Annotated in this window: 15 protein-coding genes; 9 read left to right on the top strand and 6 right to left on the bottom strand. The window is 43.0% G+C overall.

The window, feature by feature from the left end; genetic code table 11:
* Position 1 precedes the first annotated feature (1 nt).
* The 3 genes from SB660_RS03750 to SB660_RS03740 all read left to right on the top strand — a co-directional run bounded on the left by SB660_RS03750 (position 2) and on the right by SB660_RS03740 (position 3,126).
* A complete protein-coding gene (locus SB660_RS03750; RefSeq protein ID WP_410581419.1) occupies positions 2–1,459 on the top strand; it encodes a sucrose-6-phosphate hydrolase in 1,458 nt (485 codons plus the stop codon).
* 188 nt (positions 1,460–1,647) lie between these two features.
* On the top strand, positions 1,648–1,902 hold the full coding sequence (locus SB660_RS03745; RefSeq protein ID WP_410581417.1) for a hypothetical protein: 255 nt from the start codon (positions 1,648–1,650) through the stop codon (positions 1,900–1,902).
* A 324-nt stretch (positions 1,903–2,226) separates the two neighbouring features.
* Positions 2,227–3,126, top strand: coding sequence for an FN3 associated domain-containing protein (locus SB660_RS03740; protein ID WP_410581415.1), 900 nt, complete (start codon positions 2,227–2,229; stop codon positions 3,124–3,126).
* Positions 3,127–3,171: 45 nt separating this feature from the next.
* Here the strand turns inward: SB660_RS03740 and SB660_RS03735 are convergent, their stop codons facing one another.
* On the bottom strand, positions 3,172–3,981 hold the full coding sequence (locus SB660_RS03735) for a bifunctional hydroxymethylpyrimidine kinase/phosphomethylpyrimidine kinase (protein ID WP_410581413.1): 810 nt from the start codon (positions 3,979–3,981) through the stop codon (positions 3,172–3,174).
* A gap of 126 nt (positions 3,982–4,107) precedes the next feature.
* Positions 4,108–4,413, bottom strand: a complete 306-nt coding sequence (locus tag SB660_RS03730) for a general stress protein (RefSeq protein ID WP_410581412.1) — start codon at positions 4,411–4,413, stop codon at positions 4,108–4,110.
* A gap of 128 nt (positions 4,414–4,541) precedes the next feature.
* Between SB660_RS03730 and SB660_RS03725 the strand changes: the two genes are divergently transcribed.
* Positions 4,542–5,369, top strand: coding sequence for a glycosyltransferase family 2 protein (locus tag SB660_RS03725; RefSeq protein ID WP_410581410.1), 828 nt, complete (start codon positions 4,542–4,544; stop codon positions 5,367–5,369).
* Positions 5,366–6,046: a uracil-DNA glycosylase gene (locus SB660_RS03720; RefSeq protein ID WP_410581408.1), complete on the top strand. Its 681-nt coding sequence runs from the start codon at positions 5,366–5,368 to the stop codon at positions 6,044–6,046. Before SB660_RS03725 ends, SB660_RS03720 begins: the two co-directional genes overlap by 4 nt.
* Positions 6,047–6,079: 33 nt before the next feature.
* Here SB660_RS03720 and SB660_RS03715 read toward each other — a convergent pair whose 3' ends face one another.
* Positions 6,080–7,438, bottom strand: a complete 1,359-nt coding sequence (locus SB660_RS03715) for an aldehyde dehydrogenase (protein WP_410581406.1) — start codon at positions 7,436–7,438, stop codon at positions 6,080–6,082.
* A 170-nt stretch (positions 7,439–7,608) separates the two neighbouring features.
* On the opposite strand from SB660_RS03715, the gene SB660_RS03710 reads away from it, so the two are divergent.
* The 3 genes from SB660_RS03710 to SB660_RS03700 all read left to right on the top strand — a co-directional run bounded on the left by SB660_RS03710 (position 7,609) and on the right by SB660_RS03700 (position 9,724).
* Positions 7,609–7,941 carry a YwdI family protein gene (locus SB660_RS03710; RefSeq protein WP_180309891.1) on the top strand — a complete coding sequence of 111 codons (333 nt, stop codon included), beginning with the start codon at positions 7,609–7,611 and terminating at the stop codon, positions 7,939–7,941.
* Between the two features lie 33 nt (positions 7,942–7,974).
* Positions 7,975–9,282 (top strand): purine/pyrimidine permease, encoded by a 1,308-nt coding sequence (locus SB660_RS03705; RefSeq protein ID WP_061409939.1) that lies wholly within the window; start codon positions 7,975–7,977, stop codon positions 9,280–9,282.
* A 70-nt stretch (positions 9,283–9,352) separates the two neighbouring features.
* A complete protein-coding gene (locus SB660_RS03700) occupies positions 9,353–9,724 on the top strand; it encodes a DUF423 domain-containing protein (RefSeq protein WP_003215282.1) in 372 nt (123 codons plus the stop codon).
* Positions 9,725–9,765: 41 nt separating this feature from the next.
* Here SB660_RS03700 and SB660_RS03695 read toward each other — a convergent pair whose 3' ends face one another.
* The 3 genes from SB660_RS03695 to SB660_RS03685 all read right to left on the bottom strand — a co-directional run bounded on the left by SB660_RS03695 (position 9,766) and on the right by SB660_RS03685 (position 11,938).
* Positions 9,766–10,383 carry a cupin domain-containing protein gene (locus tag SB660_RS03695; RefSeq protein ID WP_410581403.1) on the bottom strand — a complete coding sequence of 206 codons (618 nt, stop codon included), beginning with the start codon at positions 10,381–10,383 and terminating at the stop codon, positions 9,766–9,768.
* A 133-nt stretch (positions 10,384–10,516) separates the two neighbouring features.
* Positions 10,517–11,059, bottom strand: coding sequence for a spore coat protein GerQ (gene gerQ / locus SB660_RS03690; RefSeq protein ID WP_012011646.1), 543 nt, complete (start codon positions 11,057–11,059; stop codon positions 10,517–10,519).
* A 213-nt stretch (positions 11,060–11,272) separates the two neighbouring features.
* Positions 11,273–11,938 (bottom strand): YIP1 family protein, encoded by a 666-nt coding sequence (locus SB660_RS03685; protein WP_410581645.1) that lies wholly within the window; start codon positions 11,936–11,938, stop codon positions 11,273–11,275.
* Between the two features lie 184 nt (positions 11,939–12,122).
* Here SB660_RS03685 and SB660_RS03680 point away from each other — a divergent pair, with 184 nt between their 5' ends.
* Positions 12,123–12,893, top strand: a complete 771-nt coding sequence (locus SB660_RS03680; protein WP_410581643.1) for a glycosyltransferase family 2 protein — start codon at positions 12,123–12,125, stop codon at positions 12,891–12,893.
* Positions 12,894–12,895: the final 2 nt, after the last annotated feature.

Raw genomic sequence — 12,895 nt, 5'->3', positions numbered from 1 at the left:
CATGACAACAACTGACGCAGCACTTCGTCAAAAGGTAGCAGAACGTATTCGAAACTATGAGCATTTGGTGAAAAAAGATGTGTATCGCCAGCATTTTCATTTAATGCCGCCAGTTGGTCTTTTAAATGACCCGAATGGGTTGATTCATTGGAAAGGGGTTTACCACGTTTTTTATCAGTGGCAGCCATTCAAAACGGGACACGGCGCAAAATTTTGGGGCCATTACACATCGACGGATTTAGTGAATTGGCAGCACGAGGAAGCCGCCCTTGCGCCAAGTGATTGGTTTGATCAAAACGGCTGTTATTCTGGCAGTGCAGTCATTGACGATGGACAGATGTATGTGATGTACACTGGCAACGTTCGAGATGAACAAGGAAACCGCGAGACGTATCAATGTTTAGCTGTTTCAGAGGATGGCATTCATTTTCAGAAAAAAGGTGTCGTGGCGACGCTGCCAGAAGGATTCACCGCCCATTTTCGTGATCCGAAAGTATGGAAGCGAAATGGTCAGTGGTACATGGTTCTAGGTGCACAAAGCCTGAATCTGAAAGGGAATCTCGTCCTGTTTACCTCTGATACTTTAGACAATTGGACGTTTCAAGGCATCATTGCAGGCAGTGGGAAAAATGGATTAGAGGATTTCGGCTACATGTGGGAATGTCCAGATCTATTTGAATTAGATGGCCGGGATGTCTTGATTGTGTCGCCGCAGGGATTAAAGCCAGACGGCTTAAAATATCATAATACACATCAATCAGGTTATTTTGTTGGAAAATTGGATGACCATACTTTTCAATATAGGCACGGAGCGTTTGAGGAGCTGGACCGAGGCTTTGACTTCTATGCGCAGCAAACCTTTTTAGACGAATCAGGCAGACGACTTTTAATTGGATGGATGGGAGTGCCTGATCAAGGAGAAGAGCATCATCCAACAATTTCGTATCAATGGATACACTGCCTCACCATTCCGAGAGAGCTGCGTTTAGATGAAGACGGACATCTGATTCAAAGGCCAGTTACTGAGCTCCAGGCGATGAGAACAAACGAACAGGAGCATGTTTTCCATATCAAACGCTCCGTCCAATCGATTCCTGTAGATGATATTACGAGCGCAGAGTTATTCATTGATCAAATTGATACACAAAAAGGGTTTGAATGCTGTATTCGAGCGGCAGCCCGTATCATTTATGATAAAGATGAGGGCAAACTGACATTAGAGCGAGATCGATTTGAAGATCGAACAAAAGAAGTTCGAGAAATGGCAATAGAGGAATTACACGACCTTCACATCTTTATCGATGCATCGTCAATTGAGATTTTTGTAAACGGAGGCAGAGAAGTATTGACTGCTCGTTATTTTCCTTCCCCGGGAAATAAATCAATCTCAATCAGTGGCAGAAATGAAACAAAGCTTAAACTAAAGACATGGCATTTACAAAGAAAAGCAGATCAATGATCTGCTTTTTTCTAGTGAATTCAACCTGTATCTTAGGGGCTATATCATGTATATACAAGGGTGGTCAGAAGCGGTTTGATGACGTTTTACATATATGATAACAAGTGGAATTATGGTATCATTTTAAAATATATACAGCTGAGGCTGACGTTTATCCAAATGCGGTAGGACAAAAAGGGGTTGTTTACTTGAATCCAAAACAGCAGCCGACGACTAGAAAACGCTTGGAGACAATGGCAGATCATGTTGAAGATAAACGTGAAGAATATAAAGAATTGCTCATTCAAGTCCAATCTATTCTCGGTGAACCTTCTCTAGAGCAGGAAGAATTAAAAGAGAAGCTGTCAGATACGTATAAACAAATGAAAGAATATGCCTTATTTGTTGAATCTATTGAAGCCTTTATTCGAAAAATGGCGAAAGAATCTGATCAGCAAAAGTAGGTATGAATGTATCGTGAAAAAGTATACCTGTGTATGGGTATGCTTTTTTTAGTCAGATCATTAAAAATTAAAATGAAAGCGTTGATATTTCTTTTGTCATGATACAAAATAAATGAAAATTCATCTAAGCTTATACAGGAGGAACGATATGAACCATGCAACCAAGAAATATTTGATTACCGCTCTCATTGTCCTTTTTTCTATGAGTTTTCTTAGTCCTTCCGTTTCATCTGCTCGAACCCCGCACACGTCAATTTTTACACTACCGCTTCCTTACCATCTGGTCAATATTATCGTACACAAGAGGTGGCTCTCCATTCTCCGATGCCAAAAGCTACTTTGTATTACACAACAGATGGCAGTCAGCCGACATCTCAAAGTCAGCGATATAAAAAGCCTATTCATATTGATACCAATACAACCTTAAAAGTAAGCGCTTACAAAAATAAGTATCGCCTAGCTACTTCTACGTACAATTATCGTTTTGTCACACGAGAGGATATTGCATCATCTTTTTTATCTTTTGAATATCAAGGAATGCCTTATCGGTTGTACATTCCGAAAAACCATAAGAGGGGTAAAGCTTATCCTCTAGTCCTATTCTTACATGGAGGTGGGGAAAGGGGGACCGATAATCAAAAGCAGTTACTTGCAAACGATGGTGCAGTTTTATGGGCTTCTCCTGAAGTTCAAAAGAAACATCCTGCATACGTACTAGCACCTCAGGCGCGAAATACTGTGGATGGGGGCTTTGCTTTAACAAGAAATGCGCAAAATGAAATCGATCTGAAAAATGTATTTCAATTTTCACCAGATTTACACAAAGCCTATGAAGTACTTCAGCATGTGTTAACTTCTTATAAGATTGATCAGAAAAGGATTTATGCGACTGGTTTATCTCAAGGCGGATTTGGCTCGTATCAGTTGAACACCACATATCCTCGTTTGTTTGCAGCAATGATTTCTATTGCTGGTGGTGCTGATCCAAGCAAGGCGGGAATTTTAGCACACAAGCCAATATGGGCATTTCATGCAGAGGATGATTCCATTATCCCTATCAGCTATGCGAGAAATACAATTCAGGCTATTCAAAATGCTGGTGGAAGGCCAATTTATACGGAGTATGAAAGCAAGTATGGGTATGATCATGCATCATGGACGCCTGCTTATGAGACCAAAGGATTAACAGATTGGTTATTTGCACAGAGACTCAGCTTACGATAAACAAAAAAACCGATTCACCCAAAAGGCGAATCGGTTTTTTTTATTCTACTTATCAAAACGATGAGCAGAATGCTTTGTTGGTCCGATGTATTCATTTAGCTGAAAAGAGCCTTTGATGGCAGCTGTAATGAATTCTTTTGCTGCATAAATGGCTTCTTTCGCGTCTGAGCCGTTTGCTAGTTCAGCTGTGACTGCTGCTGAGAATGTGCAGCCTGCGCCGTGTGTGTAATCTGTGTCGATCTTATCTGTTTCAAGTCGTTCGAAGGTTTGTCCATCATAAAGCAAATCGATCGCTTTATCTGGGCTTAGCTTACCGCCTCCAGTGATGACCACATACTTGGCACCAAGTTCGTGAATGCGTTTTGCTGCTTCTTCCATTTGTTCGATCGTTTTGATTTCACCGATTCCGCTTAATTGACCTGCTTCGAAAAGGTTAGGCGTGATGACGGTTGCCAGTGGCGTAAGCTTTTCGCGCAGTGCTTCAGCGTGCTCCGGATATAGCACTTCGTTCGCACCCTTACAAACCATAACAGGATCGATGACGACATTTTTTAGGTCATATGTTTTGATGGTGTCCGCTGCCAGTTCGATCACGTCGACTGTTGGGAGCATACCCGTTTTCAGCGCATCTACCCCAATGCCTTCTACAATGGTAGAGAGCTGTGCACGAATTGTCGCCGTATCAATTGGAAACACCTGATGATCCCAATGGTTATGTGGGTCCATTGCAACGACAACGGTTAAAGCTGTCATCCCATAGACGTTTTTTTCTTGAAACGTTTTTAAATCTGCTTGGATACCTGCACCGCCGCTTGAATCCGAGCCTGCGATGGTGAGTGCTTTATTCATAGACATAGTGGCTGAACCTCCAATGTGATGTGTAACAGTTACTGTTCTATCCCTTATTATAATCAGCTTTTTCATTTATCACAATGAAACGACATAAAAAAGCGTTCCACCCTAGGAAGAACGCCTTTCCCCTTACCTTTTACAAATCACCAATTTCCCCTTTTTCAGTTCGTCTAAAAGTGATAAAGCTAATTCCTGATCGGCGCCAACCGACATCAATTTGGCCATGAGCTCGTCATCCCGGGTGCGAATGACATTGGCCATTTGATCTAAAATCCCTTGATCGACCGCTGTCATGCTTTTGGCATTCGTATGCTCTGTGACGGTATCAGAGCGTTCTGGATCGTACGCAAAAACAAAAATATCATCCTTTGTTGAACGTATTTGTTCGATGGTCTGGTTGGCTTCTTTGCTATTTTCTACTGTGAAATATTCCATCATGATCACTCCTTTTCATCAAAAATTCCCATTTTCCCGTCATATCAAACCGCCTTTTATATCATGAGAAGAACGCCATTTTATGTTTTAATGGAAAAAGACGAATCTATTAAAGGAGTAAGCTGAATATGAAGATTTCCTTATTAATTGTGACACATAACCGGCTCAGCGCACTGTGTGAGCTGCTTGAATCTATTACGAGACAAACCGTACAGCCTTTTGAAATTGTGGTTGTGAATGATGCAGGAGAGCGCGTCGAGATCATTCAGGAACTCTACCCCGAACTTCCGATCCGCTTGATACATTTAGATGAGAATGTCCAGCATGTGAATGCTAGAAACGTGGGAGTGCGGGAGCTGACAGGCGATGTGATCATGCTGAGTGATGACGATGATTATTTTACACCTTGTCATATTGAACGTATGAGTAAGGCGCTGGAGGAGGCCGATTTTGTCTTTTCTGATGCAGAAATTGTATCATTTGAAGAAAAAGGTGCGACCCGCTTCCCTGTGTCAAGACGTCTGTTTGCGTATACAGCTGCTATTGAGGATATGCGTGTCTTTTCTACATACGTTCCTTCCGGCAGTATGTACAAACGCTGTATACACGATGAGATTGGCTATTTTGATCCAGCGATGCATCATTACTGGGATTGGGACTTTTTCTTACGTGTCACGCAGCATGCCCGGGTCAAACGAGTACTAGCTGCCAGTGTGATCTATGCGTTTTTTGACGGCGGCGGGAATCAGTCTAGTGATCTTGGTGAGACAAGGAAGAACTGCTTAGATGATCTCAGTGAAAAGCACGGGCTGGGCGATTTGCCAACAGCGAACTTTGCTGTCTTATTAGAAGAACCAGCGATGAAAAAACGAGAATCAGAGAGTGAGATTGTGTGGGACGGAAAACCGATGATCTCAAGGCTTGCACAGCAGACACAAGGAGGAGAACCCCAATGAAGCCATTTTTAAATGATAGCTGGTGGGCTGTGATGAAAAGTGAATTTGAACAGCCATATTATCAAGAATTACGTGAATGGATGAAGGAGGAATACCGCATGCAGACCGTTTTTCCGAAACCGGATGACGTTTATCGTGCGCTTCATTTGACGTCTTATGAAGAAGTCAAAGTTGTGATTTTGGGACAAGACCCTTATCATGGCCCAGGTCAGGCACATGGATTAAGCTTTTCAGTTCAGCCTGGCGTGAAGCATCCGCCATCGTTGAGAAATATTTTTCAGGAGCTAAAGGATGATCTTGGCTGTCCTGTTCCAAATCACGGCTCACTTGTGAGCTGGGCAGAGCAAGGTGTGCTGCTCTTAAACACTGTGCTGACCGTGAGAAAGGGCGAGGCGAACTCGCATAAAGGCAAGGGCTGGGAACGTGTGACAGACCGCGTGATTGATGTGCTGAATGAACGTGATCAGCCCGTCGTTTTTGTGCTGTGGGGAAGACATGCTCAAAATAAGAAAGAACGTATTGATCAAAACAAGCATTACATCATTGAGTCACCTCATCCAAGTCCTTTTTCTGCAAGAAACGGCTTTTTTGGCAGTCGTCCGTTCTCAAAGGTAAACGCGTATTTAAATCAAATGGGGATTGAAGAAATCAATTGGTGTATCCAAGATATTGAATAAAAAGAGGACGAGGGGAGAGACCCTTCGTCCTGTTTATTTTAAAAATTTACGAACCAAGTCGAGTCCGTTTTTCGCATTTGGATAACGGAAGGAAAAATCGAAGCGATTGGTTTGGCGCAGGATGCTTTTTTCATGCGTAAACGTAAAGAAGCTTTCTTTCCCGTGATATCGTCCTATGCCGCTTTCACCCACGCCTCCGAATGGCAGGTAAGGAGTAGCGACATGCATGAGCGTGTCATTGATACATCCTCCGCCAAATGAGAGATGGTCTAGGATATAGGATTCTGTTTCCTTGCTTGTTGTAAATAAGTAAAGTGCAAGCGGCTTCGGTCTTGCTTTGATCATATGTGCTGCCTCTTGCAGAGATTCGAAGGTCATGACAGGCAGAATCGGTCCGAAAATTTCCTCCTGCATGACGGGATCTTCCCATGTGATGTGGTCTAAAATGGTCGGAGCGATTTTGAGCTCGTCTTCGTTGCGCTGTCCCCCCGTGACGATCGTTCCATTTGAGAGGAATTGTGAGAGCCTGTCAAAATGACGCTGGCTGACATTTTTCCCAAAGTGCGGATGTGTTTCCGGTTGTTCGCCATAAAAGTCACGGATACAGGCTGTCATTTCCCGCAAAAGTTCCTCTTTGATAGATTCATGAACAAGCAGATAGTCTGGTGCAATACACGTTTGACCAGCATTGGTAAATTTGCCGAACGTGATTCGCTTTGCCGCTAATTTGATATCTGCATCAGGCATGACGATGCAAGGGCTTTTTCCGCCAAGCTCAAGTGTGACTGGGGTCAAATGCTTTGCGGCGGCTTCCATGACGACTTTGCCAACTGCCACACTTCCTGTAAAGAAGATATAATCAAAGGGCAGTTTCAACAGCTCTGTACTCACATCTACTCCGCCTTCTACGACAGCTGCATGGTCTTCTTGAAATACACGTTCCGCGATTGTACTGATTACTTCTGAAACTTGCGGCGTTAGCTCAGACGGTTTTAAAATAACGGCATTACCCGCAGCAATGGCACCAACTAATGGAGAAAGGGCCAATTGGAAAGGATAGTTCCAAGGAGCAATGATGAGCACACGGCCATAAGGTTCCTTCATAATCATGCTTTTCGACCCGATATGAGTGAGGGGCGTTTTCACGCGTGTTGGTTTTGCCCATTTGTGGAGGTGCTTGATGGTATGATTGATTTCTTCATACACCATCCCGACCTCTGTTGTGTAGGCTTCCTGTTCGGATTTATGTAAATCATGGGCCAAGGCTTGTAAAATATCTTTCTCATGCTGTTTGATGGCTGCTTTTAAGTCTTTAAGAAGACGGATACGTTCTTCAACCGGCGGCTTTTGAAAGACTTTTTGTTTCTGAAAAAGAGCAGTGAGTTTATCCATTATTCAATCCTTTCATAAACGATGTTGTTTCTTTTATTATGTGTGAAGAGCCATGTCGGGTCAAATAAGAGAGGCAGAAGCAGACTGCTTTGAAAAAATGAACCCATTTCGTTTGTTCATTTGGTAAAATAATGTTGAAAAGAGATTTTTTTAGATTGGAGGGTCTACCCTTGAATATTCATATATCAAGCCTGCTTCAAAAAATGGAGGAAGCGGTTCAAAAGGCGAAACAAAGTGGAAATGATGAAGAGGTGAAACGTCAAGTGGCGGCGATTTCTTCACTATGTGATGTCATTCTCGATGCACCATCACAGGTGCAAATGCCGCAAACGCCGGTTATCTCGCCGCCTTCTTCGATACAGACACCGTCTGCGCCGCCCGTCTCCTCAGATCAAGCCATGCTTGAGAAACTGATGGGTGCGAGTGGTGCGAAGAAATTTCAGCATCAAGAAGAGGGGCAAAAAGAGAAGGCCGGGAACGGCGACTCTATCTTTGATTTTTAATGGTCTTGTCACGACAAAGGGAAGGTGATCGGTTTGAAACTATTTTTGGGCGCCATTCAGTGGATGGCATTTTTTATCGCAGCTTCAATTGCTGTACCAATTGCGATTGCACAAGCATTTGAGTTGAACCAAGTGCAGTCAGCGGAGCTGATTCAAAGTACATTCTTTTCACTTGGTCTTGTGGCGATGGTGCAATGTTTATGCGGCCATATGCTGCCGATCAATGAAAGTCCAGCAGGGCTTTGGTGGGGTGTGTATACCCTTTATGCAGGTATGACAGGAACCATCTTTGCAACGTATCCTGAAACTCTGCAAGCACTACAAGGAGCTTTAATTTTTAGTGCTGCTTTCTTTTTTATTTTTAGTCTTTTTAAAATCATTAATTGGCTCGCGTCTTTATTTACGCCAGTCGTCACAGGTATTTACTTGCTATTATTAGTTGTGCAGTTAAGTCAGCCGATCATGAAAGGGCTGATGGGCATCGGCTATCGGGGAAATCAGGTGGACGGGCTTGTCTTTTGCTTGTCGATCTTGATTATTGTTCTGACCTTCATGATCAGCCGCTCAAAATGGCATTACTTAAGACAGTTTTCTGTGTTGTTTGCCCTTGCAGGAGGCTGGTTGTTATTTGCTCTACTCGGACTGGCAAAGCCGGTTCGAATTCCAGAAAAAATCATCGAGTTTCCAAAGCTGTTTCCATTCGGAATGCCGGTATTTGACAGCGGATTGCTTGTCACGTCCTTTTTCATTACGATTTTACTCATTGTGAACATGCTGGCAAGTATTCGAATTGTGGAAAGTTCAGTGAAGGCATTTGGTGAACTGCGTGAACGGAAGAGAGCTCGTCCGGCAGGTTTTGTCGCAGCATTTGGCCACTTACTGAGCGGATTAATCGGAGCGATTGCGCCTGTACCTATTTCCGGAGCAGCAGGATTTATCCAAACAACGAAAATTCCATCGAGAAAGCCATTTTTCATAGGAAGTCTGCTCATTGTACTCATTAGTTTATTCCCGCTGCTCATGAGCTTTTTCTCCGCATTGCCATCACCTGTGGGGCTTGCTGTAAACTTTGTGGTATTCTCCTCAATGATTGGTATTGCGATGTCTGAGTTCGATCAGTATGAGAAAGAAGAAATTCCGCGGATTCGCTTTGTCCTAGGAATTGCCGTTTTAGCAGGTGTAGGGGCGATGTTTGTACCGCAGGGAGCCTTGAAAGGCATGCATCCTGTGCTTATTTCATTATTAAGCAATGGACTTGTACTAGGTACACTCATTGCGATCGCGGTCGATCAAGTTCTGTTACGAAAGAAAAAGAAATCCGACAATCTCGTGTCAACGTAAACGGAAAGTTGAATATCGTCTGTCACCCGCGCTATGATAAACATAATTGACGAGATAAGGAGAATGACGAATGAAACTATTTTTCATTTTAGGTGCGATTAATGCGATGCTAGCTGTTGGACTCGGAGCCTTCGGTGCGCACGGTCTTGAAGGGAAAATTCCTGAAAAGTATATAGAGATTTGGAACAAAGGGGTTCAATATCAAATGTTCCATGCGATAGGACTATTTATTGTCGCTTTTCTTGCAGATAAGCTGTCAGGTGTTTCTCTAGTTCCAACCGCTGGCTGGGTAATGCTTGCAGGCATCCTTTTCTTCTCAGGTAGCCTTTATGTTCTGGCATTAACTCAGGTGAAGATTCTAGGTGCCATTACCCCAATTGGCGGAGTAGCATTTATCGCTTCTTGGATCATGCTTGTCATTGCAGCAGCAAAAAATTTATAAGCCAAAAAACCGATGCTCTGAGAGGGGCATCGGTTTTTTTCTTAATTCCAGTAAGGGGCGTAGTTTGGCGGTGCTTGATAATAAGGAATGTAGTGAGACGGAGGGACAGGGTTCGTTTGTGCTTCCTCTTCTCTGTGGCAAAATGGCGCGATAAACACACTTGGCTTCACAGGCTGAATCGCCTGTTTCCACTGTGTTTCGTTCATGCAATACGTATGTGCCATGATGTGAGCAGGGGTGAGGGTGAGAAGGTCTGAGCCCAGGATCACTTCTGGCGTAGATGCGTTAAAAATGGCTAACAAATGAGTCCTGTCTTGAAGGGCAACTTCGTAGTGCCACCAGCCTTGAGGTACGTTTGCTACCTGTCCAGGGGTGATGGTATAGGTGTGCAGTTTTTTTGTAAATGGATTCAGCATTGAGACGGCAGCAGAACCGGCTATACAATAAACAAGCTCTGCGGCATTTTGATGATAATGAGGCTCTACGACTTTGCTTTTACTCAAATATATATCCAGCAGGGATACTTGATCCAACGAGTTTAATTGCTTTTTTCCTAAAATGTTAATCAGGTTATGCTGATCGTATTTCACAAGTGGGCTTTGATTTAGATCGTATGAATATTTAACATTTGGTGATGTATAATCCAGCTCAACAGTCATGAATGTCACCTCTAGGTGTTTGATAAAAACTACTAGGCATCTTATGAGCAGCGCCTGAGAGGTGTGACAAAAACCTAGTCAAAAGAAAAAAGCAAGGGCGCCTGCTCCTTGCTTTTGCGATATGTGGCATTGTCTACCTCGGAGAATACGTGGACATGGAGTATGGATAGTCGTATTGTATTTCCCCATCAAACGTAATGTAATCAAGATAGATCGTTAATAGTAAGTATCGTGTTCCTGTCTTGTTATCACTAATGATAATGTGGTCACGTCCTGCAGCTTCAATGACGCCTCTGAAAATCTTCGAGTTCCATTCCTTACTTGCTTCAAACGTCATATAAATCGTGGCTACCTTGCCACGGTTCAAACGTAAAATATTTTCAATATAGGACTGCTCGATTGGCAGCTGACCAGTGACATTCTGCTGATAAATCGGTCCAGAAGGGATTTGATAAGGCTGCCCGCTGCTCTGCATGCCCTGCCCCCCTTGTGAAGAACCAGTAGACGGCATTGGTGAAAATCCCTGCTGCATTTGTCCTTGCATTTGACCCTGCGTTTGGGGAGGGACTGAATAACCCATCTGCTGCGCAGGATACGGATTTGCTCCATATTGTTGCTGGCGAAAATCTTGACCTTCGAAACCCGAACCTTGCCCAAATTGATTTTTCAATTTCATAACGTTCCTCCTCTTTCCTCATGGTGTTCTAAACAGAAGGCACTTAAGCACCTGTTGTTTCCATAGCATTCTTTCTCTCTTTCACACTATGAGACAGGAGGGCAGAATATGTACATTGAACGAAAAAAAGGAACTGCGGTGCAGTTCCTTAGGCGCGGGCTAACCCCGCATTCTTTGCCAGTTCTGCGCTTCGCTTATGATGTGCAACCTTCCTTACATCATCCAATTTACAGCGCGCTGGACATCAAATGAAAGTGTCACGAAGAGAAAACATGCCGCAAGCGGTGTGATCACAATGAGAAAGGCTTGCCATAATCTGAGCTTCATCACAGCAACAATGCCTAAAACAGTCATTCCAAATATCCACGTCTTTGCATAAGCTTCAATCAGTGTCAAAAGATCGAGATAATACCAAACCTCATAATGCTGATCTAAATAGGGTGAGATTTTGACAAACGTATACGGACCAAGCATTCCAATCGTGAAAATCCAACTGAGTGCAAATAAAGCGGAAGGGAAAAAGGTCGTCAGCGTGAAGGCTTTGAGTACATCTCGATATGCCGTTTGACTGCCGAAAAAAAGACGCCCTAACCACTTTAGGATGAGTACACCGAAAAATAGACCGAGATTGCCTGCTAGAATACCATATCCCGCACCTTGTAACAGAATAAAAGGGAATGGAATATGATTGCCCATATAATCGCTAAAATACCCTTCGTAGACCCAGCCTGTACCAGCGATACTTGCAAGGAGCATCATCAGCCAAATGGGAATAGAGGAATGTTGATATGAGCGAATAATTGTTTTTGTTGCGACGAAAATTTTGAAAAATCGAAAAAAACCTTTCGCTTCCTCTTCTTGGGAGTGATCATTCTTCATAGCTTCCAATGTTCTTTACTCCTTTAATACACACAAATGATTACTTATATTACCAAAAAGTTCACGTTTTTCAAAGATAAAACAATAAAAAAATACAATTTTATAAAAAATAGGTCACTCTACAGTCTCTTTAAGAGGAGACACATATGATAAACATAGTTTGAAAGAGACCGAGGTGAAAACTTTGACAAAAGTAACTGTCATTATGACGAGCTACAACAAGGCGGCTTACGTCGGCAGATCGATTGAAGCGGTTTTGCAGCAGACGCTGTCAGACTTTGAACTATTTATTATGGACGATGGTTCAAACGAAAAAACCCTTGCCGCGATTGAGCCCTTTCGCAAAGATCCCCGTGTTCATTTTATCCAAAGCGGTGTCAAATCGCTGGAGGAGAGAACAGCGAAAACCCGATACGCCGTTCTCATTAATCAAGCATTAGAACTAGCAAAGGGAGAGTATATTTCCTATGCCACAGATGACAATGTCTATGCCCCGGACCGTTTAGAGAAACTCACACATTATCTAGATGCTCGACCAGGTGAAGATATTGTCTATTCTGCTTCAAAAGTAATCTATTTAAATAGCAAAAAAGAGCCAGTAAAGGAAACGATTCGACCTGCGCAAACGGTGCAATGGAATGCACCTTGTGCCATAGATCATTGCTCAGTCGTTCATCGTGCTTCGATTTTAACAAAAATTCAGGCTGAATTTGGGTCTTACTGGGACGAGAGTCCGCATTTTTATCGAATAGGGGATGCCCGTTTCTTTTTTCGATTAAATCATTTTTATCCGTTCTATCCCTATGATGAAGTGTTAGATACAAATTACATCACAGAACAGTCCATTCACTATCAGTTGGCGGAAGAAGAGAAAAATGCCTTTATTCAAGCACTTCCTGAGCAGTCTACATGCTGGGAGCTCCGCCGCATATTAAAACAAAAACATGGGAGGTGACC

The sequence above is a fragment of the Bacillus sp. SIMBA_005 genome (assembly GCF_046535585.1).
In the GTDB taxonomy this organism is placed as follows: Bacteria; Bacillota; Bacilli; order Bacillales; family Bacillaceae; genus Bacillus; species Bacillus pumilus.
Note: the sequence above shows the minus strand (reverse complement) of the source record. Positions and strands in the feature narration are given on the sequence as shown.

Coding starts and splice junctions, on each gene's coding strand:
- SB660_RS03750 (WP_410581419.1), top strand. CDS start 2: ATGACAACAACTGACGCAGCACTTCGTCAAAAGGTAGCAGAACGTATT.
- SB660_RS03730 (WP_410581412.1), bottom strand. CDS start 4,413: ATGGAATATTTCACAGTAGAAAATAGCAAAGAAGCCAACCAGACCATC.
- SB660_RS03740 (WP_410581415.1), top strand. CDS start 2,227: ATGCCAAAAGCTACTTTGTATTACACAACAGATGGCAGTCAGCCGACA.
- SB660_RS03700 (WP_003215282.1), top strand. CDS start 9,353: ATGAAACTATTTTTCATTTTAGGTGCGATTAATGCGATGCTAGCTGTT.
- SB660_RS03715 (WP_410581406.1), bottom strand. CDS start 7,438: ATGGATAAACTCACTGCTCTTTTTCAGAAACAAAAAGTCTTTCAAAAG.
- SB660_RS03725 (WP_410581410.1), top strand. CDS start 4,542: ATGAAGATTTCCTTATTAATTGTGACACATAACCGGCTCAGCGCACTG.
- SB660_RS03720 (WP_410581408.1), top strand. CDS start 5,366: ATGAAGCCATTTTTAAATGATAGCTGGTGGGCTGTGATGAAAAGTGAA.
- gerQ (WP_012011646.1), bottom strand. CDS start 11,059: ATGAAATTGAAAAATCAATTTGGGCAAGGTTCGGGTTTCGAAGGTCAA.
- SB660_RS03735 (WP_410581413.1), bottom strand. CDS start 3,981: ATGTCTATGAATAAAGCACTCACCATCGCAGGCTCGGATTCAAGCGGC.
- SB660_RS03685 (WP_410581645.1), bottom strand. CDS start 11,938: ATGAAGAATGATCACTCCCAAGAAGAGGAAGCGAAAGGTTTTTTTCGA.
- SB660_RS03695 (WP_410581403.1), bottom strand. CDS start 10,383: ATGACTGTTGAGCTGGATTATACATCACCAAATGTTAAATATTCATAC.